Annotated in this window: 14 protein-coding genes and 4 pseudogenes; 8 read left to right on the top strand and 10 right to left on the bottom strand. The window is 63.6% G+C overall.

What is annotated here, in order from left to right; translation table 11 throughout:
• Positions 1–17: 17 nt before the first annotated feature.
• The 10 genes from ACSKB8_RS13330 to ACSKB8_RS13375 form a co-directional block, all read right to left on the bottom strand.
• The gene (locus ACSKB8_RS13330) at positions 18–1,301 is read right to left on the bottom strand and encodes a glycerate kinase type-2 family protein (protein WP_438110519.1); all 1,284 of its coding nucleotides are present in this window, start codon (positions 1,299–1,301) and stop codon (positions 18–20) included.
• Between the two features lie 190 nt (positions 1,302–1,491).
• On the bottom strand, positions 1,492–2,721 hold the full coding sequence (locus tag ACSKB8_RS13335; protein WP_438104568.1) for an ABC transporter substrate-binding protein: 1,230 nt from the start codon (positions 2,719–2,721) through the stop codon (positions 1,492–1,494).
• Positions 2,722–2,899: 178 nt separating this feature from the next.
• Positions 2,900–4,126 carry an ABC transporter substrate-binding protein gene (locus ACSKB8_RS13340; protein ID WP_438104569.1) on the bottom strand — a complete coding sequence of 409 codons (1,227 nt, stop codon included), beginning with the start codon at positions 4,124–4,126 and terminating at the stop codon, positions 2,900–2,902.
• A gap of 256 nt (positions 4,127–4,382) precedes the next feature.
• The gene (locus ACSKB8_RS13345) at positions 4,383–5,609 is read right to left on the bottom strand and encodes an ABC transporter substrate-binding protein (protein WP_438104570.1); all 1,227 of its coding nucleotides are present in this window, start codon (positions 5,607–5,609) and stop codon (positions 4,383–4,385) included.
• 119 nt (positions 5,610–5,728) lie between these two features.
• Positions 5,729–6,964 (bottom strand): ABC transporter substrate-binding protein, encoded by a 1,236-nt coding sequence (locus tag ACSKB8_RS13350; protein WP_438104572.1) that lies wholly within the window; start codon positions 6,962–6,964, stop codon positions 5,729–5,731.
• A 41-nt stretch (positions 6,965–7,005) separates the two neighbouring features.
• On the bottom strand, positions 7,006–8,025 hold the full coding sequence (locus ACSKB8_RS13355; protein WP_091890396.1) for a branched-chain amino acid ABC transporter permease: 1,020 nt from the start codon (positions 8,023–8,025) through the stop codon (positions 7,006–7,008).
• Between the two features lie 2 nt (positions 8,026–8,027).
• The gene (locus tag ACSKB8_RS13360) at positions 8,028–8,906 is read right to left on the bottom strand and encodes a branched-chain amino acid ABC transporter permease (RefSeq protein WP_091890393.1); all 879 of its coding nucleotides are present in this window, start codon (positions 8,904–8,906) and stop codon (positions 8,028–8,030) included.
• Between the two features lie 13 nt (positions 8,907–8,919).
• On the bottom strand, positions 8,920–9,633 hold the full coding sequence (locus tag ACSKB8_RS13365) for an ABC transporter ATP-binding protein (RefSeq protein ID WP_370987947.1): 714 nt from the start codon (positions 9,631–9,633) through the stop codon (positions 8,920–8,922).
• A complete protein-coding gene (locus ACSKB8_RS13370; RefSeq protein WP_091890387.1) occupies positions 9,630–10,427 on the bottom strand; it encodes an ABC transporter ATP-binding protein in 798 nt (265 codons plus the stop codon). The genes ACSKB8_RS13365 and ACSKB8_RS13370 overlap by 4 nt, the downstream gene beginning before the upstream one ends.
• Before the next feature lie 66 nt (positions 10,428–10,493).
• On the bottom strand, positions 10,494–11,360 hold the full coding sequence (locus ACSKB8_RS13375; RefSeq protein WP_370987948.1) for an IclR family transcriptional regulator: 867 nt from the start codon (positions 11,358–11,360) through the stop codon (positions 10,494–10,496).
• Between the two features lie 130 nt (positions 11,361–11,490).
• Between ACSKB8_RS13375 and ACSKB8_RS13380 the strand changes: the two genes are divergently transcribed.
• From ACSKB8_RS13380 to glpK, 8 genes and pseudogenes are all read left to right on the top strand, one after another.
• The gene (locus ACSKB8_RS13380) at positions 11,491–13,587 is read left to right on the top strand and encodes a 3-hydroxyacyl-CoA dehydrogenase NAD-binding domain-containing protein (protein ID WP_438104575.1); all 2,097 of its coding nucleotides are present in this window, start codon (positions 11,491–11,493) and stop codon (positions 13,585–13,587) included.
• Between the two features lie 187 nt (positions 13,588–13,774).
• Positions 13,775–15,456 (top strand): annotated as a pseudogene (gene pimA / locus ACSKB8_RS13385) (dicarboxylate--CoA ligase PimA).
• Positions 15,453–16,637 carry an acetyl-CoA C-acyltransferase gene (locus tag ACSKB8_RS13390; RefSeq protein WP_438104576.1) on the top strand — a complete coding sequence of 395 codons (1,185 nt, stop codon included), beginning with the start codon at positions 15,453–15,455 and terminating at the stop codon, positions 16,635–16,637. Before pimA ends, ACSKB8_RS13390 begins: the two are co-directional and overlap by 4 nt.
• A 144-nt stretch (positions 16,638–16,781) precedes the next feature.
• A pseudogene (pimC, locus tag ACSKB8_RS13395) lies at positions 16,782–17,971 on the top strand (pimeloyl-CoA dehydrogenase large subunit).
• A 214-nt stretch (positions 17,972–18,185) separates the two neighbouring features.
• Positions 18,186–19,327: pseudogene (pimD, locus tag ACSKB8_RS13400) on the top strand (pimeloyl-CoA dehydrogenase small subunit).
• A 160-nt stretch (positions 19,328–19,487) separates the two neighbouring features.
• On the top strand, positions 19,488–20,261 hold the full coding sequence (locus ACSKB8_RS13405; protein ID WP_438104578.1) for an SDR family NAD(P)-dependent oxidoreductase: 774 nt from the start codon (positions 19,488–19,490) through the stop codon (positions 20,259–20,261).
• A 106-nt stretch (positions 20,262–20,367) separates the two neighbouring features.
• On the top strand, positions 20,368–20,760 hold the full coding sequence (locus tag ACSKB8_RS13410) for an endonuclease domain-containing protein (protein WP_438104580.1): 393 nt from the start codon (positions 20,368–20,370) through the stop codon (positions 20,758–20,760).
• 314 nt (positions 20,761–21,074) lie between these two features.
• Positions 21,075–22,580 (top strand): annotated as a pseudogene (glpK, locus tag ACSKB8_RS13415) (glycerol kinase GlpK).
• The last annotated feature ends 65 nt before the right edge of the window (positions 22,581–22,645 follow it).

Raw genomic sequence — 22,645 nt, forward strand, 5'->3', positions numbered from 1 at the left:
GTCGAACAGGGCGAGCCCTAATCCACCAGGATCACCCTGATATCGTTCACGTTGGTCAGCGTCGGTCCCGGCATGAGCAGATCGCCGGTCGCCTCGAAGAAGGTGGTCGCGTCGTTGTTGTCGAGATAGGCCTGGGGCTTAAGCCGCTGCGCCTTCATCCTGGCAAAGGTCGCCGCGTCGATCAGCGCGCCGGCAGGGTCGGTGGGATGGCCGGCGCCGCCATCGGCGCCGTCGGTGTCGCCGGCCAGCGCCGAGATGCCAGCCGTGTCCTTCAAGAGGCTGGCGAGCGCCAGTGCGTATTCCTGGTTCGGTCCGCCGCGCCCATTGCCGCGCACCGTGACCGTGAGCTCGCCGCCGGAGAGGATCGCGACGCGCTTGCCTTGCGCGCGCGCTTGCAGCGCGAGCTTGGCATGATCGGCAGCGACCTCGCGGGCCTCGCCTTCGAGATCGGCGCCGAGGTCGATGGTCTCGTAACCGGACTCGCGCGCGAGCTTCACCGCCGCGTCGAGCGATTGCTTGGGCCGCGCGATCAGCTCGAAATGCGCGCGCGCGAAGGCGGCGTCGGCGGGCTTGCAGCTTTCGTTGGCGGGATCGTCGAGCGCGCGGCGCACGGCCTCGTCGATGGCGAGCTTGTATTTCGCCACGATCGCGCGCGCATCGGCCAGCGTGGTCGGATCCGGCACGGTGGGGCCGGAGGCAATCGCGGAAGGGTCGTCATGCGGCACGTCGGAGATCGCCAGCGTCACGATCTCGGCGGCATTTTTGCCGGCGCGCGCCAGCCGGCCGCCCTTGATCCGCGACAGATGCTTTCTGACCGTGTTCATCTCGCCGATCGGCGCGCCCGAACGCAGCAGCGCCTTATTGACCGCCTGCTTCTGCGCGAAGCTGATGCCGTCGACCGGCGCGATCCAGTTCGCCGAACCGCCGCCGGTGAGCAGCACCAGGAGGAGATCGTCAGGGCCGGCCTCGCCTGCGAGCGCGAGCGTGTCGGCCGCGCCCTTCAGGCCGGCCTCGTCAGGCACGGGATGGCCGGCCTCGACCACGCGGATGCGGCGCGTCGGCACGCCGTAGCCGTGGCGCGTGGTGGCGATGCCGAGCAGCCGCTCCGGCGCGAGCTCGAGCGTGTCGAGATAATGCCGCTCGGCGGCCGCGGCCATCGCGCCTGCGCCCTTGCCGGCGGCGAGGCAGATCACGCGTCCTTTGGGCGCGGGCCTTAAGTGCGGCGCCAGAATTGTGCTCGGATGGGCGGCGGCAACGGCGGCGTCGTAGAGCGCGCGGAGCAGGGGACGTCGGTCGATCATGACGAAGGCCTTCGGCAGACAGGAGAGACTGGCGGCAAACGCGCCCGCCACATGCCTACCGCATCACGCGCCAAAGCGTAAGCGGGCTTTGCCACCATTCGATTATGCAATCGCGTAATCATAATCGGCGCTCAAGCAAAACCCCCTGCGCGATCAGCGCAGGGGGTTTCTCGACACCTGTTTCAGACGGCTAACCGCCGGCTTCCGCGTTGATCACGTCGCCGAACAGCTCCCAGCGCTCGCCCTTGAAGCGCTGCAGTTGCAGCGAACTGATCGGCGCGAAATCGGTCGGCGACGTGTTGATCTTGATCCCGGGCAGCAGCACCTCGGTGCGGAAGTCCTTCAGGCTGGCCGCCTGTTTCATGACGTTCGCGCGCGTAAGGTCGTCGCCGCAGCTCTTCAGCACCTGGACCAACGTCTGCGCGACGCCGTAGCCGACGATGGTGCCGCCGTCGGTCTTGTCGCCTTCGGGGAAGTATTTCGCCATGAAATCGAGGAATGCCTTCATGCCGGCGTCGTTGGCCCATTGCGTGTCGGTGGTGTCCTTCAGATAGGCCGCCGAGATTATACCCTGCGCGTTTTCGAAGCCTGCCGGTTTGATCACGCTTCCGACTGAGGCCGAAACGTTGTTCAGAAAGTGGGTCGGTTTCCAGCCGATCTCGGCATTCTTCTTGATGGCCTGCGCCGCAAATTTCGGCGTGGTGATGTTGACGAAGATATCAGCGCCCGTCGCCTTCAGCTTGACGATGTGATTGTCAATGGTCGGCTCCGACGTTTCATAGCTTTCCTCGGCCACGATCATGCTCGCGGCCTTCGAACCAAGGCCGTCCTTCAGGCCTTTGAGATAGTCCTTGCCGTAATCGTCGTTCTGAAACAGAACGGCAATCTTCGCGTTCGGCATCTCCTTCAGGATGTATTTCGCGTAGATCTGCGTCTCGCTCTGGTAATTAGGCTGCCAGCCCATGGTCCAGGGGAAGTCCTTCGGATCGTTCCATTTGGTGGCGCCGGTGGCGACGAACAGCTGCGGCACCTTCTTCGAGTTCATGTATTTCTGGATCGCCGTGTTCGGCGGCGTGCCGAGCGAGTTGAAGATGAGCAGCACCTCGTCGCTCTCGACCAGCTTGCGCGCCTGCTCCACCGTCTTCGGCGGCGAATAGGCGTCGTCGTAGCTGATGAAATTGATCTTGCGGCCGTTGATGCCGCCCTCGTCGTTGATCTTCTTGAAATAGGCGGCTTCGGTCCGCCCGATGATGCCGTAGGCGGAGGCCGGTCCGCTGTAGGGCATGATGTTGCCGATCTTGATCTCGGTGTCGGTCGCGCCGGTATCGTACTTTTTCTGGGCCGATGCAGTGGAGGCCGAGGCCGCAATGAGCGCGAGCGCCAGTGACGCGGCCGCAAGTTTGCCGGTGACAGTGGGCATTCCAATCTCCCTATTTTCTTGATGTGTGCGTCCTTCTTCTTGGCTTGATCGTTTTTGGTGACGCAGCCCGCAATTCAATACGATTTGCCCAAGAGCTTCAAGGAAAAGCCCCTGCGGCAAGGCCGCAGGGGCTTCGTCTTTAGTCGATCGGGGTTACGTCTTTAGCGATTGGTTAAGGTCAGCCGCCGACGTCGCCGCTCAAGATGTCACCAAATCGCTCCCAATGCTCGCCCTTGAAGCGGATCAGTTGCAGCTGCGAGAGGGGCGCGAAATCGGTGGCCGAGGTGTTGACCTTGATGCCCGGCAACAGGCCGGCCGGCTCGTAGTCCTTGATATTGGCGGCCTGCTTCATGATGTTTTCGCGGGTCAGATTGTCGCCGCAGGATTTCAACACGTGCACCAGGCCTTGCGCGACAATGTAGCCGTACATCACGGAGGCGTCGGCGCGGTTGGCTTCCGGATAGTACTTATCCAGGAATTCGTTCCAGGCGATCATCGCCGGATCGCTCTTCCATTGTGCGTCGGTCGGGTCCTTGAAATATTGCGAGGAGACGATGTCCTGGGCGTTCTCGAAGCCGGCCGGCTTGATCACGCTGCCGATCGAACCCGATACGTTGTTGAGGAAGTGCAGCGGCTTCCAGCCGATCTCGGCATTCTTCTTGATCGCCTGTGCCGCGAATTTCGGCGTCGTGATGTTGAAAAACACGTCGGCGCCGGTCGCCTTCATCTTGACGATGTGGGAGTCGATGGTCGGCTCCGATACCTCGTAGCTTTCCTCCATCACGATCATCGAGGCCTTGGCGCCGAGCCCGTCCTTGAAGCCCTTCAGATAGTCCTTGCCGTAATCGTCGTTCTGGTAGAGCACGGCGATCTTGGCGTTCGGATGGTTCTTCAGGATGTACTTGGCGTAGATGATCAACTCGCTCTGGTAGTTGGGCTGCCAGCCCATGGTCCAGGGGAAGTCCTTCGGATCGTTCCATTTGGTGGCGCCGGTTGCGACGAACAGCTGCGGCACCTTCTTCTGGTTCATGTATTTCTGGATCGCGGTGTTCGGCGGTGTGCCGAGCGAGTTGAAGATCAGCAGCACCTCGTCGCTCTCGACGAGCTTGCGTGCCTGCTCCACCGTCTTCGGCGGCGAGTAGGCGTCGTCATAGGTGACGAAATTGATCTTGCGGCCGTTGATGCCGCCCTCGGCGTTGATCTTGCGGAAATAGGCCTCCTCGGTCTTGCCGATCACGCCGTAAGCGGAGGCTGGCCCGCTATAGGGCATGATGTTGCCGATCTTGATTTCGGTGTCGGATGCGCCGGTGTCGTATTTCTTCTGCGCCAGGGCTGTCGTGGACAGGGTGGCAGCCAGCACGAGGGCAGCCGAGAAGGCCCCCAATCGCACATGCATTGCAGGCATCTTGATCTCCCTAGGTAGGTTTGAATGTGCCGTGTTCTTGATCGGAAGCGATCGTTGCGCGTCGCTCTGGTAAGCATTCAATACCCTTCCCGGGCGGCCAGCAAGGAGAACGCCCCGCCGGGGCTGCCGCCGCGAGGCGATCTTTTTTGAGATGATGTGGAATATTCCGGCGCTTGAGATGGGATGCGCCGTTAATCAGCTGCGCGGAAGTTGTCTTGTTAAATGTGAGCTATTTTGAATTGTGCGTTTGCGACGCTCAGTGTCCGATCTCGCTGGAGATGATGTCGCCGAACAGCTCCCACTTCTTGCCCTTGAAGCGCATCATCTGGAGCTGCTCGATCGGGGCGAAATTGTCCGGCGCGGTGTTGATCTTGATCCCGGGCAGCAGCGTATCCGGTTCGAAATCCTTCAGGCTTGCGGCCTGCTTCATGACGTTCTCGCGGGTGAGGTCGTCGCCGCACATTTGCAGCACCTTCACCATGGTCTGCGCGGCGGCATAGCCGAACACCACACCGGCATCGAGCTTGTTCGCCTTGGGCGCGTATTGGGCGAGGAAGTTATAAAACTTCTTCATGCCGTCATCGGCGTTCCACTGCGGGTCGGAGCCGTCCTTGGTATAGCTCGCCGACAGGATGCCTTGCGAGATCTCGAGGCCCGCCGGCTCGATCACGCCGCCGACCGAGGCCGAGACGTTGGAGATGATGTGCATCGGATGCCAATTGATCTCCGCCGCCTTCTTGATGCCCTGCGCGGCAAATTTCGGGCTGGTGATGCTGATGAAGATGTCGGCGCCGGCCGCCTTCAGCTTTACGACGTGCTCGTCGATCGCCGGCTCGGAGGTGTCGTAGGCTTCTTCCAGCACGATCATCGAGGCCTTGGACCCCAAGCCGTCCCTCAATCCGTTCAGATAGTCCTTGCCGAAATCGTCGTTCTGATAGAGCACGCCGATCTTTCCGTCCGGCTTCTCCTTCATGATGTATTTGGCGTAGATCCGCGCCTCGCTGACGTAGCTCGGCTGCCAGCCCATGGTCCAGGGATATTGCTTGGGATCGTTCCACTTGGAGGCGCCGCTCGCCACGAACAATTGCGGCACCTTCTTCTCGTTCATGTACTTGCGGATGGCGCTGTTGGTGGAGGTGCCGAGCGAGCCGAAGATCAGCAGCACCCCGTCGTTCTCGACCAGCTTGCGTGCCTGCTCCACTGTCTTCAGCGGCGAATAGGCGTCGTCATAGGAGATGAACTTGATCTTGCGGCCGTTGATGCCGCCCTCGGCATTGATCTTGTTGAAATAGGCCTCCTCGGTCTTGCCGATCGCGGCATAGGCGGAGGCGGGGCCGCTATAGGGCATGATGTTGCCGATCTTGATCTCGGTATCGGACGCGCCGGTGTCGTATTTCCTTTGCGCCAGCGCCTCGCTGCTCATTGCAGTGCACAACGCGAGTGCGGCAAAGAAGGCCGCAACCTGAAAACGAACGGCAGTCATTGTTCTCCTACCCCGAGCTGGATCGGCGCCGCATTGAACAAGATTGGCGCTCGGCGTCAACAAAAAGCCCCCGCGGTCGCCCGCGGGGGCTTATCGACTTGAATTGTTGCGTCAGCGTGTCATTCGGAGGCGACGTCGCCGCTGATGATCTCGCCGAAAAGTTCCCACTTCTCGCCCTTGAAGCGCTGCATCTGGAGCTGCGCAATCGGGGCAAAGTCGGTGGCGCTGGTGTTGATCTTGACGCCCGGCAGCAACGTGTCCGGAGCAAAGTCCTTCAACGACGCTGCCTGCTTCATGAGGTTGGCGCGGGTCAGATCGCCACCGCACAGCTCCAGGACCTTGGCCAGGGTCGACGCTGCGCCATAGCCGTAGACCATGGCGGTGTCGGTCTTGTCGGCACCCGGCATGTACTTGTCGACGAACTCGTTCCACTTCTTCATGCCGGGGTCGTTGTTCCACTGCGGATCCGTCGAGTCCTTGGCATAGGCCGCCGACAGCACGCCCTGAGCGTTCTCGAAGCCGGCCGGCTTCATCACGCTGCCGACCGAGATCGACACGTTGGTGAGGATCTGGAGCGGTTTCCAGCTGAGCTCGGCGGTCTTCTTGATGGTCTGGGCCGCGAACTTCGGCGTCGCATAGATCAGCAGCACGTCGGGATTGGCGGCCTTGATCTTGACGATATGTCCGTCGATCGACGGCTCGGACACCTCGTAGCTCTCTTCCATGATGATCATGGACGAGGCCTTGGCGCCGAGGCCGTCCTTGGTGCCTTTGAGGTAGTCTTTGCCGAAATCGTCGTTCTGGTAGAGGATCGCGACCTTGGCGTCCGGCTTTTCCTTCATTAGCCATTTCGCGTAGATCTGCGCTTCGCTCTGGTAGGAGGGCTGCCAGCCCATGGTCCAGGGGAAGTTCTTCGGGTCGTTCCACTTGGTGGCGCCGGTGGCGACGAAGAGCTGCGGGATCTTCTTGGCGTTCAGGTATTTCTGGATCGCGCTGTTCGACGGCGTACCGAGCGGGTTGAACACGGCCAGCACCTCGTCGCTCTCGACGAGCTTGCGGACCTGCTCGACCGCCTTCGGCGGCGAATAGGCGTCGTCATAGGTGACGAAGTTGATCTTGCGGCCGTTGATGCCGCCCTTGTCGTTGATCATCTTGAAATAGGCTTCTTCGGTCTTGCCGATGATGCCATAGGCCGACGCCGGACCGCTGTACGGCATGATGTTGCCGATCTTGATCTCGGTATCGGACGCGCCGGTGTCGTATTTCTTTTGGGCGAGTGCAGCGCCGGAGGTGAGGGCAATGGCCGCCGTTGCCGTGACCAGCGCGGCGGCTCGCAGTGTTCTTCCAAAAAGCAATTCGGTCTCCTTCGTTAAACGACTGTCGTGATGAGAGGTATTCAGGTCTTTCTGAGCTTGCCGGAAAGTTGCTGGCCCAGGATCGCGAGCTGCCTTGCGCCATGCGGCACGAGGTAGATGACGAGGAACAGGAGCACGCCGAACACTGCGCCGGAGAGGCCCTTGGAGATGCCCTCCGCGATGTTCGGCACGAAGATGATGAAGGCCGCGCCGACGAACGAGCCGGGCAGCCAGCCCACGCCGCCGACGACCATGCCGAGGAACAGCGAGATCGCGAGGTTGATCGTGAAGCTGTCCGGCGCCACAAACTGCACCGCGATCGCACCCAAAGCGCCGGCGATGCCGGTGATGCCGGCGGACACGCCAAACGCCAGCGTCTTGTAGAGCGCGACATTGACGCCCATCGAGGACGCCGCGATCTCGTTGTCGCGGATCGCCATGAAGGCGCGTCCCGAGCGGGAGCGCAGCAGGTTCACCGAGAAGACGTAGATCGCGAGCGTGACCGCAAGCGTGAAGTAATAGAGCCACATGTCCTGCGACATCGGCAGCCCGAACGGCGCGTCCGGCTTGGTGACGACGAGACCCTGCACGCCGCCGGTCCAGTGCTCGAGGAAGTTAAGCTTGAGCAGTTGCGGCATAGCTGTGGCGAGCGCGAAGGTCGCGAGCGCGAGGTAAACGCCGGAAAGCCGCAGCGCCGGCTGCCCGAACAGGAAGCCGAAGCCGAAGCAGACGACTCCGGCGATCGGCAGCGTCAGCGCGTAGTTGACGTTGAAGTACTCCATCAACACCGCGGTCGTATAGGCGCCGACGGCATAGAAGGCGCTCTGGCCGAGCGAGAACTGGCCGGAGCCGCCGGTCAGGATGTTCAGCGCCAGCACCGCAAGCCCGTAGATCAGCAGCATCGTCATCTGGAAGATGATGAAGTTCTTGACGAAGACGGGCGCGATTAGCAGTGCAGCCAGCACGACCAGCGAGGTGGTCGTGCTCAGCGTCATGGCCCGCTTCGGAACGGCTTCGACCGTCTCGTGGCCTTCCGCGACGACTTCTTCTGCTGCGCTCATGATCAAACTCGCTTGACGATGTGCCGGCCGAACAGGCCAGCGGGTTTGACGACCAGGACGGAAATGATCAGCGCAAGCGCGATCGGAAGTTTCAGCTCGTTGCCGACGCCGGGAATGTAGGTGCCGACGAGGTTTTCGAAGATGCCCATCAGGAAGCCGCCGACCACAGCGCCGAACGGGCTCGACAGACCGCCCAGCACCGCCGCAGCAAAGCCATAAAGCAGGACGCCGACCATCATGTTGGGCTCCAGGAACACGACCGGCGCGATCAGCATGCCGGCAATCGCGCCGATGGCAGAAGCCATGCCCCAGCCGAGCGCGATCATCCAGCTCGTGTTGATGCCGACGAGCCGCGCCGATTCAGGTAACGAGGCGGCCGCCCGCATTGCGAGCCCGATCCGCGTGTACTGAAAGAAGAAGTAGAGCGCGACCAGGAGCAGCAGGGTGACACCGATCATGCCGGCCTGGTGGGTCGAGATCAGCTGACTACCCAGGAACGGCGAGGAGCCGAACGGGGTCGGATATTGCTTGATGGTAAAATCCCAGATCAGGCCGGCCGAGGAGTTGATGATGGCGAACAGCGCGATGAAGCCGGCAACATTGGTCAGGATCGGCGCCTTGGCGAGCGGCTTGAACAGGATGCGCTCGATGGCGATGCCTCCTGCGAACGCGAAAGCCAACGTAAGGACGAAAGCGACCCAATAGGGCACGCCCCATTGCATCAACTGCCAGGAGATGAAGGTCGAGAACATCGCCATCTCGCCTTGCGCGAAGTTGAGATGGTCGATCGCCTGGTAGATCATGACCACGGCGAGCGCCATGCAGGCATAGATCGCGCCGGTGGCAATCCCGGCCAGGACCTGGTTGGTGAACAGCTCCATTGTCCCGGCTCCCTCAGTAACCCAGATAGGATTTGCGGATTTCTTCGTTGTTCGCGATGTCCTTGGCTTTGCCCGACATCACGATGCGGCCGGTCTCGATCACATAGGCATGGTCGGCGAGTTCGAGCGCGAGCTGGGCGTTCTGCTCGACCACCAGGATCGTGACCTTGTCCTCGCGGTTGATCTTGCCGAGGATGCCGAACAGGTCGCGGACCACCAGCGGCGCAAGGCCGAAGGATGGCTCATCGAGCAGCATCAGCCGTGGCCTCAGCATCAGCGCGCGGGCCACCGCAAGCATCTGCTGCTCGCCGCCGGACAGCGTGCCGGCCTGCTGGGTGTGCCGCTGCTTCAGCACAGGGAAATGCGCATACATGCGCTCGATGTCGGAGACGATGCCGGCGCTGTCCTTGCGGGTAATGGCCCCGAGCTGGAGGTTCTCCTCCACCGTCATGGTGGTGAAGGTGCCGCGACCCTGCGGCACATGGGCGATGCCGAACCGCACGATGTTCTCGGTCGAGCGGTTGTTCAGCGGCTTGCCGTCGAACTCGATGCCGCCGGTCGAGCGCACCATGTTGCAGATCGCGCGCAGCGTCGTGGTCTTGCCGGCGCCGTTGGCACCCAGCAGCGTCGTCAGCGAGCCCTCGTTGAGCGAGAAGGACAGGCCATGGAGCGCCTGGACCTGGCCGTAATAGGCGCGCAGGTCCTTGACGTTGAGCAGCGTCGTCATTGGTCCTTGCTCCCGAGATAGGCCTTGATGACGTCCGGGTCCGCCTGCACCTGGGCAGGCGTGCCTTCCGCGAGCTTCTTGCCGAAATTGAGCGCGACGACGTGGTCGGCGATCGACATCACGAGGCCCATGTGGTGCTCGACCAGCAGCACGGTCATGTGGCGATCGTCGCGGATGCGGCGAATGAGGTCGCCGAGCACATAGACCTCTTCGTGGTTGAGGCCGCCGGCCGGCTCGTCGAGCAGCAGGATCTTCGGGTCGGCCGCCAGCGCACGGGCCAGCTCGACGCGCTTCTGTGTGCCGAAGGGCAGGCCGGAGACGACAGTGTGGGCGACATTCTCGAGGTCTAGATAGGCGAGGATCTCGTGCACCTTCTTGTTGACGCTGGTTTCGCTGCGCCGGACCCAGGCCAATTTCAGAGAGTCGCTGACGATGTCGCTGGAGGTCTTCGAATGGGCGCCGACACGGACATTGTCCATCACCGAGAGATTCGGAAATAGCGCCACGTTCTGGAAGGTGCGGCCGATGCCGATCTCGGCGATCCGGTGCGGCGGCCGCGACAGGATGCTCACGCCTTCCATCAGGATGTCGCCGGACGACGGCTGGTAGAGCCGGGACAGGCAGTTGAAGAGCGTGGTCTTGCCGGCGCCGTTGGGGCCGATCAATCCGAGGATCTGTCCCTTGTGCATGTCGAAGGACACGCCGTTGAGCGCGATGATGCCGCCGAACACGACGCTGACGTCGCGAACCGCGAGCAGGGGCGATGTCCCCCGCGCGAGCTGTGCCTGCGTCATCTCGTCTCGCCCACACTGAGCAGTGGGCGAAGGGGCGATGCGGACCGCTCCCGATGATGACAAAGGCTATCTGAATCCCTCGGCCACACGCGCAACTTTTCCTCCTGATTTCAGCTTTTTGCTGACGTCTTTTTTTGAATGCGGCATCAGACCCCCGAGTGCCGCTTCGATGTTCCTTACCATCGCAAGCAGACGCGGTCCAATGTCGTTGATCAAACGCTCTTCCGTGAAACGGAATGCGGGCGCGCCGCAATTGAATGCGTAGGGTCCGGTTCCGTCGTTGAGCTTGAGCGCGACGCCGGCGGCGCCGATGTCGTCGTGCCAGTCGCCGACGGAAATCGCAAAGCCGTATTTCGCCACGGTCTCGCCGGAGCGTTCCAATCCATCGCGCATCTTTGGCCAGCGGCTGCCGTAATGCTCGCGCAAGAGACGCGAGAGCTCTGCGCGATCATCGGCGTCGAGCGCCCAGAAATAGGCGCGACCCATCGCACTGGTTGCAATCGGCACGCGCGAGCCGACGTCAAGTTGAACCCCGACCGTCTCGCTGCCGCGGCTCTGCCCGAAATAGATCATGCTGTGACGGTCGCGGCCGCCGACGGCAACCGCTCCGCCGGTCGCGCGCATCACGTCCTCGCGGAACGGCTCGGACAAATGCCGAACGCCGAGATTGGCGAGCGCGGCGTAACCGAGCGACATCGCCGCGGGTGCGAGCTGGTACTTCTCGAAACGGGGAACCGGCGTCAGATAGCCGAGCTTCGTCAGCGTATAAGTCAGCCGCGACACGGTCGGCTTGGGCAGATTTGTCCGCGCCGCGATCTCCTGATTGCCGAGAAGGCCGTCATTGGGTTGGAATGCGCGCAATACGTCCAGTCCGCGGGAAAGCGCGACGACGAAATTCCGGTCGGTCGCGGTCTTCTTGCCTGTACGCTTCATCCCTGATCTGCTTCTTGCGCGGAGTCGTTGACAACGTCCGTGCTTCAAAATAACCCTGCCGTCAAGATGCGGAATTAAATTCCGCACCGCGAAATCGAACAAAATTAAATCCCCACCAAGGAGGGACACCGTGAGCGAAGTGGTCAAGCTTGAGCGTCATGATGAAGTCGGGATCGTTACGGTCGACAGCCCTCCGGTCAATGCGCTGAGTGCCGCGGTCCGCGGCGGCATCTTGGAGCGCATCAAGGCCGCGGTCGCGGATCCCGCGATCAAGGGCATCGTTCTGACCTGCGCCGGCCGCACCTTCATTGCGGGCGCCGACATCACCGAATTCGGCAAGCCGCCGAAGCCGCCCGCCCTCAACGACGTGCTGTCCGAGATCGAGAATTCGCCGAAGCCGGTGGTCGCCGCGATCCACGGCACCGCGCTCGGCGGCGGCCTCGAGGTCGCGCTCGCCTGTCATTACCGCGTTGCGGTGAAAGAAGCCAAGCTCGGCCTGCCCGAGGTGAAGCTCGGCCTGTTGCCGGGCGCCGGCGGCACCCAGCGCCTGCCGCGCGCGGTCGGACCCGAGCTCGCGGTCAAGATGATCGTCGGCGGTGATCCCATTGGTGCTGCGGAAGCGCTGAAGAACGGCCTGATCGAGGAGATCATCGAAGGTCCGGCCTCGGGCGGCGAGGCCTTCGTGCGCAAGCTGCTGGCCGAGAAGCGCCCGCTGCGGCGCCTGCGCGACGACGATTCCAAGCTCGCTGCGGCCAAGGCCGACCGTTCGATCTTCACCAATGCCGTTGCGGCCATGACCAAGAAGTCGCGCGGCCTGGAAGCGCCGTTCGCGGCGGCCGACGCCGTCGGCTACGCCATTGACCTACCGTTCGACGAAGGTCTGAAGAAGGAGCGCGAGGGCTTCCTCAAGCTCGTCGCCAGTGACCAGTCCAAGGCGCAGCGTTATGCCTTCTTCGCCGAGCGCGAGGCTGCCAAGATCGCGGGTGTCCCTGATGGGACCAAGTCGCGCTCGGTCAACCGTGTTGCCATTCTCGGCGCCGGCACCATGGGCGGCGGCATTGCGATGTCGTTTGCCAATGCGGGCATCCCCGTTACCCTGATCGAGACCGGCGAGGAGCAGCTCAAGCGTGGCATGGGCGTCATGCAGAAGAACTGGGAAGCCACCGCGGCGCGCGGCGGCATCCCGGCCGATGCGCCCGCCAAGCGCATGGCTTTGATCAACGGCGTCGTTGGCATCGAGAATGTCGGCGATGCCGACCTCGTCATCGAGGCCGTGTTCGAGACCATGGCGGTGAAGAAGGAAGTGTTCGGCAAGCTCGACCAGTACGCCAAGCCCGGCGCGGTGCTCGCCTCCAACACCTCGTATCTCAACATCGACGAGATCGCGAAGTCGACCAAGCGTCCGCAGGACGTTTTGGGCATGCACTTCTTCTCGCCGGCCAACGTCATGAAGCTCTGCGAGATCGTGCGCGCCGACAAGACCGCGCCGGACGCACTGGTGACCGCCGTCACCATCGCGCGCAAGATCGCCAAGGTGCCGGCCGTGGTCGGCGTCTGCGACGGTTTTGTGGGTAACCGCATGCTCGCCCAGCGCGGCAAGCAGTCCGAGAAGCTGCTGTTCGAAGGTGCGCTGCCGCAGCAGGTCGATGCTGTCGTGACCAAGTTCGGCATGCCGATGGGGCCGTTCGCGATGGGCGATCTCGCCGGCCTCGACATCGGCTGGCGGTCGCGGAAAGATCGCGGCATCAAGTCGGAGATCGCGGACGCGTTGTGCGAAGCCGGCCGCTTCGGCCAGAAGACCGGCAAGGGCTACTACAAGTACGAGGCAGGCTCGCGCGCGCCGCTGCCGGATCCCGAGGTCGAGAAGCTGATCGACGAGACGCTGCTGCGTCTCGGTCGCAAGAAGCGCGTCGTCAGCGACGAGGAGATCCTCGAGCGCATGATGTATCCGATGATCAACGAGGGCGCGAAGATCCTCGAAGAGGGCATCGCGGCGCGTCCCTCCGACATCGACGTGGTCTGGCTCTACGGCTATGGCTGGCCGATCTACCGCGGCGGCCCGATGTTCTGGGCCGACAGCGTCGGCCTCAAGCACATCGCCGATCGCCTGTCGTTCTATGCCAAGGAGACCAATGACCCAAGCCTCGAGCCCGCACCGCTGCTGAAGAAGCTCGCGGCGGAGGGCAAGACGTTCGCGTCACTGGCGGCGGCGTCGAAAGCGGCGTGATGGCCGCTGCCTCTCTGGGCGTCATTCTCCGTTGCGCAATTGCGCAACGGAGAATGGCCCGAAGGGCCAGGCCCGGAATCCATTCCGCCTTTGAGGGTGCTGCCTGATCGATTCTCCGATGCACAATTGCGCATCGTAGCTCGCGACTTTGTCGCGCCCCGGAATGACGACTGATTGTGGTGCAAGAATGACCCATCCCGGCGAACAGTTTTATCCCGAGGGCGTGCGGTGGGACGATACCATCGTCCAGGGCACGCTTCCGGACCTGCTGGCAAAGGCCGCCGCCGATTACGGTCCGCGCACCGCGCTGGAATTCCGGGACCGTCCGATCAGTTATACCGAGCTCGCCGCGATGGCCGAGCGCGCCGCCGCGGCGTTCCTGCGCGCCGGCTGTGGCAAGAACAGCTCCGTCGCGCTGTTCCTCGGCAACACGCCGGATCATCCCGTCAATTTCTTCGGCGCGCTCAAGGCCGGCGCCCGCGTCGCGCATCTGTCGCCGCTCGACGGCGAGATCGCGTTGACGCACAAGGTGTCAAACTCAGGCTCGCGCCTGCTGGTCACCTCCAACCTCGCAGCGCTGCTGCCGACGGCGCTGAAATTTTTGGAGAAGGGGCTGATCGATCGCCTCGTCGTCTGCGAGGACGATGATTGGGGCAAGGTCGGCACGCCGCAGGCGGCGATCCCCAGGGATCCCCGCATCGTCACGTTCAAAGCCTTCGTCGAGGGCGCGGCCGCACCGGCAGAGTGGCCATCCGTCACGGCCGACGACGTTGCGCTGCTGCAATATACCGGCGGCACCACCGGCCTGCCCAAGGGTGCCATGCTCACCCATGGCAATCTCACCTCCGCGGTGTCGATCTACGACGTCTGGGCAAGCCGGCGCGCGCCGCGCGCGGCGATGTCGTCGAGCGCGTGATCTGCGTGCTGCCGCTGTTCCACATCTACGCGCTCACCGTCGTGCTCTTGTCCTCGCTCCGCCGCGGCAATCTGATCTCGCTGCATCAGCGCTTCGACGTCGAGGCCGTGATGCGCGACATCGAGGTCAAGCGCGCGACATATTTTCCGGGCGTACCGACGATGTGGATCGCGATCGCCGCGCTGCCCGATCTCGACAAGCGCGATTTCTCCTCGCTCGCCAGCATCGGCTCCGGCGGCGCGCCGCTGCCGGTGGAGATCGCGAGCTTCTTCGAGCGCAAGGTCGGCAAGAAGCTGCGCAGCGGCTGGGGCATGACGGAGACCTGCTCGCCCGGCACCGGCCATCCGCCTGTTGGCCCCGACAAGCCCGGCTCGATCGGCCTGATGCTGCCGGGCATCGAGCTCGACGTCGTCGCGCTGGACGATCCGAGACGCGTGCTGCCGCCGGGCGAGGTCGGCGAGATCCGCATCAAGGGCCCGAACGTCACCAAGGGCTACTGGAACAAGCCGGAGGGATCGACTGATGCCTTCGTCGACGGCCGCTTCCTCACCGGCGACATCGGCTACATGGATGCGGACGGCTATTTCTTCCTGGTCGATCGCAAGAAGGACATGATCATCTCCGGCGGCTTCAACGTCTATCCGCAGATGATCGAGCAGGCGATCTACACCATCCCCGGCGTGCACGAGGTGATCGTGCTCGGCATTCCCGACCAGTATCGCGGCGAGGCCGCAAAAGCCTTCATCAAGCTGAGGCCCGACGCAAAACCGTTCTCGCTCGACGAGCTGCGCACCCAGCTCACTGGGAAGCTCGGCAAGCACGAATTGCCGGCCGAGGTCGCCTTTGTCGACGATCTGCCGCGCACGCCGGTCGGAAAGCTGTCGCGCCACGAATTGCGTCAGCAGCAGAAATCGTCACAATCCACCAAAACCGCATCAGGAGGTCGCTCTTGACCGACGCCGTCATCGTTTCCACCGCCCGCACCCCGATCGGCAAGGCCTATCGCGGCGCGCTCAACGCCACCGAGGGTGCGACCCTGCTCGGTCACGCCATCGGCGAGGCCGTCGCCCGCGCCAAGGTCGATCCCAAGGAGATCGAGGACGTCGTGATGGGCGCAGCCCTCCAGCAGGGCGCGACCGGCGGCAACATCGCGCGCAAGGCGCTGCTGCGCGCCGGCCTGCCCGTCACCGTCGCCGGCACCACGATCGATCGGCAATGCGCCTCAGGCCTGCAGGCGATCGCGCTCGCCGCACGCTCGGTGATCTTCGACGGCGTTGAGATTGCGGTCGGCGGCGGCGGCGAGTCGATCAGCCTCGTGCAGAACGACAAGATGAACGGCTTCCACGCGCAAGATCCGGCGCTGCTCAAGATCAAGGGCGAGGTCTACATGCCCATGATCGACACGGCCGAGATCGTCGCCAAGCGCTACGGCATCTCGCGCGAGAAGCAGGACGAGTATTCGCTGGAGAGCCAGCGCCGCACCGTCGCCGCGCAGCAGGGCGGCAAGTTCAAGGACGAGCTCGCGCCGATCACCACGCAGATGGCGGTGACCGACAAGGCCACCGGTGCGGTGTCGATGAAAGAGGTCACGCTGTCGCAAGACGAAGGTCCGCGTCCCGAAACCACGGCCGAAGGCCTTGCCGGCCTCAAGCCCGTGCGCGGCGAAGGTTTCACCATCACCGCCGGCAATGCCAGCCAGCTCTCCGACGGCGCCAGCGCCTCCGTCATCATGAGCGACAAGGAAGCCGCCAAGCGCGGCCTCAAGCCGCTTGGCATCTTCCGCGGCTTCGTCTCCGCCGGCTGCGAGCCGGACGAGATGGGCATCGGCCCGGTCTTCGCTGTGCCGCGCCTGCTCAAGCGTCACGGCCTTACCGTCGACGACATCGGCCTCTGGGAGCTCAACGAAGCCTTCGCGGTGCAGGTGCTGTATTGCCGCGACAAGCTCGGCATCGACCCCGACAAAATCAACGTCGACGGCGGCGCGATCGCGGTCGGCCATCCCTACGGCATGTCGGGCGCGCGCCTCACCGGCCACGCCCTGATCGAAGGCCGCCGCCGCAAGGCGAAGTACGCCGTCGTCACCATGTGCGTCGGCGGTGGCATGGGCGCGGCCGGACTTCTTGAGGTGTTGTAGTAGTTACGTCGTCCCGGCGGAGGCCAGGACCCATACTCCGCAGCAGGAGTGTGGAACGCAGATGGTAGTGGCCTTCACAAAACAACGAAGGCCGGTGGTTATGGGTCCCGGCCTTCGCCGGGACGACAAGGGTAGGAGGATCCGATGGATCTCGCATTCACGAAAGAAGAGCAGGCGTTTCGCGAGGAAGTGCGGCAGTTCTTCCGCGACAACGTGCCGCCGGATACGCGGCGCAAGCTGGTCGAGGGCCGTCACCTCAGCAAGGACGAGATGGTGACGTGGTGGCGCATCCTCAACAAGAAGGGGTGGGGCGTCAGTCACTGGCCCAAGCAATATGGCGGCACCGGCTGGACATCCGTGCAGCACTACATCTTCAACGAGGAGCTGCAGTCCTATCCGGCGCCGCAGCCTCTCGCCTTCGGCGTCAGCATGGTCGGCCCGGTCATCTACACCTTCGGCAACGAGGAGCAGAAGAAGAGTATTTGCCGCGCATCGCCAATGTCGACGATTGGTGGTGCCAGGGCTTCTCCGAGCCCGGCTCCGGCTCCGACCTCGCCTCGCTCAAGACCAAGGCCGAGCGCAAGGGCGACAAATGGATCATCAACGGCCAGAAGACCTGGACCACGCTGGCCCAGCACGCCGACATGATCTTCTGCCTGTGCCGCACCGACAACAACGCCAAGAAGCAGATGGGCATCTCCTTCATCGTCTTCTCGATGAAGTCGAAAGGTGTCACCGTGCGCCCGATCCAGACCATCGACGGCGGCCATGAGGTCAACGAGGTCTTCTTCGACGACGTCGAGGTGCCCGTCGAGAATTTGATCGGCGAGGAGAACAAGGGCTGGGACTACGCAAAATTCCTGCTCGGCAATGAGCGCACCGGCATCGCCCGCGTCGGCGTCTCCAAGGAGCGCATCCGCCGCATCAGGGATCTCGCCTCCAAGGTGGAATCCGCTGGCAAGCCGATCATCCAGGACCCCGCCTTCCGCGAGAAGCTCGCCGCCTGTGAGATCGAGCTGAAGGCGCTCGAGCTCACCCAACTCCGCGTCGTCGCCGACGAGGGCAAGCATGGCAAGGGCAAGCCCAATCCGGCTTCGTCCGTGCTGAAGATCAAGGGCTCCGAGATCCAGCAGACCACCACCGAGCTCTTGATGGAAGTGATCGGCCCGTTCGCCGCGCCCTACGACGTGCACGGCGACGACGGCTCGAACGAAGCCATGGACTGGACCGCCCAGATCGCGCCGAGCTACTTCAACAACCGCAAGGTCTCGATCTACGGCGGCTCCAACGAGATCCAGCGCAACATCATCGCCAAGGCGGTGCTGGGGCTGTGATCTCCCTTCTCCCTCGCCCCGCTCTTGCGGGGAGAGGGTCGGGGTGAGGGGCCTCTCTCCGAGCTTGAGATCGTCGAGAGAGCGGTACCCCCTCACCCGGATCGCACCGGACGATGCTTCGCATCGCCGAGGCGATCCGACCTCTCCCGCAAACGGGGGAGAGGTGAAGAAGGGCCCCACGCAACGCACACACTCGTTACTTGAGGAAACAGAAATGGATTTTGATCTGTCCGAGGAGCAGCGGCTTCTCAAGGAAAGCATCGACGGCCTCTTGACCAATTCCTACGATTTCGAGAGCCGCAAGAAGTACATGAACGAGAAGGGCGGCTGGAGCAAAGCCGTCTGGCTCAAGCTCGCCGAGCAGGGCCTGCTCGGCCTCCCCTTCAGCGAGGCCGATGGCGGCTTCGGCGGTGGCGGCGTCGAGACCATGATCGTGATGGAGGCGCTCGGCAAGGCGCTGGTGCTCGAGCCTTATCTCGCAACGGTGGTGATCGGCGGCGGCTTCCTGCGCCATGCCGGCACCGACGCGCAGAAGGCAGCGCACGTGCCTTCGCTTATCGACGGCAGCAAGACGCTGGCGTTTGCCCAGCTCGAGAAGAACTCGCGCTACGATCTGTTCGATGTCACCACGACCGCGAAGAAGAAGGGCGACGGCTACGTGATCGACGGCGAGAAATTCGTCGTGCTCAACGGCGAGAATGCCGACACCCTCATCGTCACCGCGCGCACCAAGGGCGAGCGCCGCGATCATGGCGGCATCGGCGTGTTCCTGGTTCCCGCCAATGCAAAGGGCGTAGCGAAGAGGGCTATCCGACCCAGGACGGCCTGCATGCTGCCGACATCACCTTCACCGGCGTCGAGGTCGGCCCCGAGGCCGTGCTCGGCAATCCCGAGGATTCGCTCGCGCTGATCGAGCGCGTCGTCGACGAGGCCCGCGTCGCGCTTTGCGCCGAGGCGGTCGGGCTGATGGACGAGACGCTCAAGACCACCGTCGAGTACATCAAAACGCGAAAACAGTTCGGCGTCGCGATCGGCTCGTTCCAATCGCTGCAGCACCGCGCCTCCGACATGTTCGTCGCGGCTGAGCAGGCGAGATCGATGTCGATGTTTGCGACCATGGCGAGCGATTTCGAGAACGCTAGGGAGCGCAGCAACGCGATCGCCGCCGCCAAGGTGCAGATCGGCAAGTCGCTGAAATTCGTCGGCCAGCAGTCGATCCAGCTCCACGGCGGCATCGGCATGACCATGGAGGCGAAGATCGGCCACTACTTCAAGCGCCTCACCATGATCGAGAACAGCTTTGGCGACACCGACTACCATCAGCGCCGCGTCGCCGATGCGGGCGGGTTGATCTGAGCTGATCTAGACCACACGAAGACTGTCATGCCCCGGCTTGACCGGGGCATCCAGTACTTCGCGGCGGCAATTCGTTTACGCAACTTCAGCCGCAGAGTACTGGATCGCCCGATCAAGTCGGGCGATGACACCGAGTGTGCGGCCATAGCGGAGCCCAACAATGAAAAACACCCCGTTCGATCTCACCGGCAAGGTCGCCGTCGTCACCGGCTCCAGCCGCGGCATCGGCCGCTCCTCCGCTGAACTGCTGGCAAAGCTCGGGGCAAAAGTCGTGGTGTCCTCGCGAAAGGCCGACGCGTGCAAGGAGGTCGCCGACGGCATCATTGCGGCCGGCGGCGATGCCATCGTCATTCCCTGCAACATCGCGCGCAAGACCGAGGTCGAGGCGTTGATCGCAGGTGCGACCAAGCATTACGGCAAGATCGACATCCTCGTCTGCAACGCCGCGGTGAACCCGTATTACGGCCCGTTGCTCGACATTACGGATGAAGCCTTCGACAAGATTATGGGCAGCAACGTCAAGAGCAACATCTGGCTCTCCGCGCTCGCGATCCCGCAAATGGCCGAGTGCGGAGGCGGCTCCGTCATCATCATCTCCTCGATCGGCGGCTTGCGCGGCTCCACCGTGATCGGCGCCTACGGCATCTCGAAAGCTGCCGACTTCGCGCTGTGCCGCTCGCTCGCCGGCGAATGGGGCCCGAAAGGCGTCCGCGTCAACTGCATCGCCCCCGGCCTCGTCAAGACCGATTTCGCCCGCGCGCTGTGGGAAGACGAAGCCATGCTGAAGCGCCGCACCGCCACCACGCCGCTCCGCCGCATCGGCGAACCCGACGAAATCGCCGGCGCCGTCGCCTACCTCGCCTCGGACGCATCGAGCTTCATGACCGGCCAGACCATCGTCATCGACGGCGGCGTGACGACCGCGGCGGTGTAGGCTTTTACTACTTGCAAGTGTGCCGCGAGCGCGCTTCCCTTACCCTCCCCTGGAGGGGGAGGGTCGCTCGCGCAAAGCGCGAGCGGGGTGGGGTGAAGCCACACAAATGGTCTCAACATCGATCCGACGCGCCGCCGCGAAGAAGCTGAGAGCCAACACCACGCCGAATGAGCGGATCCTGTGGCGCGCCCTCAAGGAAGTCCCACTCGAAGGCTCGCACTTCCGCCGGCAAGCTCCAATCGGACCTTACGTCGTCGACTTCTTCTTGCCAGCCAGGCGCCTCATCATCGAACTCGACGGCGGTCACCACAACGGAGACGATGAGACCAAGCGTGACCTCGTGCGCCAACGCTGGCTTGAGAATGAGGGTTACAGCGTCATCCGCTTTTGGAATTCGGAGATTACGAGCGATCTGACCGCCGTGCTCGAACGCATCTATGTCGAGTTGTACGGGTCGCGCGAGGCAGAGACAGAACCCTTGAAACATCGCCGCCGGTAGCCACCCTTGTTTACCCTCCCCTGGAGGGGGAGGGTCGCTACGCATGCAGCGAAGCGAAATGCGTGGCGGGGTGGGGTGACAGACCATCCGCAGATGCGGTGCTCCTGTATGAACAGCGGCGTTCGTTCTGTCGACCTAAGCGAGACCACCTTTGTGGCTTCACCCCACCCCGCCCGCGCTCTGCGCGGTCGACCCTCCCTCTCCAGGGGAGGGTAAGCGAGAGCGAGCCTTGACCTTCCGCCTCCAATCCGCTCCCTTTGGCGCGACACAATGATCCCTCCAGGGAAAAAGCCAGAACGCCAGGGTAAGCCGCCATGTCTTTCGTCCTCGCCATCGACCAGGGCACCACCTCTTCGCGCGCGATCGTGTTTCGCAGCGACATTTCCATCGCGGCGAAGGCGCAAGCCGAATTCCCGCAGCATTTTCCGGCTTCGGGCTGGGTCGAGCACGAGCCCGAGGACATCTGGACCTCGACCCTGATGGTGTGCCGCGAGGCGATCGAGCAGGCCGGCATCACCGCAAAGGACATCGCTGCGATCGGCATCACCAACCAGCGCGAGACCACCGTGGTGTGGGACCGCGCCACCGGGCAGGCCGTGCACCGCGCCATCGTCTGGCAGGACCGCCGCACCGCCGACATCTGCGCCAAGCTGAAGGCCGATGGCCGCGAGCCCGTGATCTCGCAGAAGACCGGCCTGATCATCGATCCCTATTTTTCCGGCACCAAGGTGGCCTGGATCCTCGACCACGTCCCCGGCGCGCGAGCGCGCGCCGCCCGCGGCGAATTGATGTTCGGCACCGTCGATTGCTGATCCGCTCTGGCGCCTCACCGGCGGCAAGGTGCACGCCACCGACGCCACCAATGCCTCGCGCACGCTGCTGTTCAACATTCACACCGGCCAGTGGGACGACGAGCTCTTGGAGATCATCGGCGTGCCGCGCTCGATGCTGCCCGAGGTGAAGGATTCCTCCGCCCGCTTTGGCGAGAGCACGCCGGACCTGTTCGGCGGTGCCATCGCAATCTCCGGCATCGCCGGCGACCAGCAGGCCGCGACCATCGGCCAGGCCTGCTTCCGCCCGGGCATGATGAAGTCGACCTACGGCACCGGCTGCTTCGCGCTGCTCAACACCGGCACCACGCCGGTGGTGTCGAAGAACAAGCTGCTCACGACCGTCGCCTATCAGCTCGGGGAAAACGCACCTACGCGCTCGAAGGCTCGATCTTCGTCGCCGGCAGCGCGGTGCAATGGCTGCGCGACGGCCTTGGCATCATCAAGCACGCCGCCGAGACCGGTCCGCTCGCGGATCAATCCGATTCCATGCAGAGCGTCTATCTCGTCCCCGCTTTCGTCGGCATGGGCGCGCCCTATTGGAATCCGCGCGTGCGCGGCGCGCTGTTCGGCCTCACCCGCAACACGGGCCCCGCCGAGCTCGCCCACGCCGCGCTGGAAAGCGTCTGCTACCAGACTTTTGACCTCTGGGCGGCGATGCGCGCGGACTGGCCGAGCTCGGAAACCGCGAGCGTCGTGCTCCGCGTCGACGGCGGCATGACGGCGTCGGACTGGACCATGCAGCGCCTCGCCGATCTGCTCGACGCGCCGGTCGACCGCCCCGTGATCCAGGAGACCACGGCGCTCGGTGCCGCCTATCTCGCCGGCCTCAACGCGGGCGTCTATCCCGAGCCGACAAAATTCGCCGACAATTGGCGCCTCGAGCACCGCTTCAAGCCAAACATGAGCCAGGCGACGCGGGAGCGGAAGCTCGCCGGCTGGGCGCGCGCGGTGAAGGGCGTGCTGGCGAGCGATGAGGGGGAGGGGTAGCGGTAGACTTCGTAGCCCGGATGGAGCGGAGCGCAATCCGGGTTTTTCTCACGCGCTGACCCCGG

Source organism: Bradyrhizobium sp. BR 1432, assembly GCF_051547705.1.
Taxonomy (GTDB): Bacteria; Pseudomonadota; Alphaproteobacteria; order Rhizobiales; family Xanthobacteraceae; genus Bradyrhizobium; species Bradyrhizobium zhanjiangense.

Coding starts and splice junctions, on each gene's coding strand:
- ACSKB8_RS13330 (WP_438110519.1), bottom strand. CDS start 1,301: ATGATCGACCGACGTCCCCTGCTCCGCGCGCTCTACGACGCCGCCGTT.
- ACSKB8_RS13335 (WP_438104568.1), bottom strand. CDS start 2,721: ATGCCCACTGTCACCGGCAAACTTGCGGCCGCGTCACTGGCGCTCGCG.
- ACSKB8_RS13340 (WP_438104569.1), bottom strand. CDS start 4,126: ATGCCTGCAATGCATGTGCGATTGGGGGCCTTCTCGGCTGCCCTCGTG.
- ACSKB8_RS13345 (WP_438104570.1), bottom strand. CDS start 5,609: ATGACTGCCGTTCGTTTTCAGGTTGCGGCCTTCTTTGCCGCACTCGCG.
- ACSKB8_RS13355 (WP_091890396.1), bottom strand. CDS start 8,025: ATGAGCGCAGCAGAAGAAGTCGTCGCGGAAGGCCACGAGACGGTCGAA.
- ACSKB8_RS13360 (WP_091890393.1), bottom strand. CDS start 8,906: ATGGAGCTGTTCACCAACCAGGTCCTGGCCGGGATTGCCACCGGCGCG.
- ACSKB8_RS13365 (WP_370987947.1), bottom strand. CDS start 9,633: ATGACGACGCTGCTCAACGTCAAGGACCTGCGCGCCTATTACGGCCAG.
- ACSKB8_RS13370 (WP_091890387.1), bottom strand. CDS start 10,427: ATGACGCAGGCACAGCTCGCGCGGGGGACATCGCCCCTGCTCGCGGTT.
- ACSKB8_RS13375 (WP_370987948.1), bottom strand. CDS start 11,360: ATGAAGCGTACAGGCAAGAAGACCGCGACCGACCGGAATTTCGTCGTC.
- ACSKB8_RS13405 (WP_438104578.1), top strand. CDS start 19,488: ATGAAAAACACCCCGTTCGATCTCACCGGCAAGGTCGCCGTCGTCACC.
- ACSKB8_RS13410 (WP_438104580.1), top strand. CDS start 20,368: ATGGTCTCAACATCGATCCGACGCGCCGCCGCGAAGAAGCTGAGAGCC.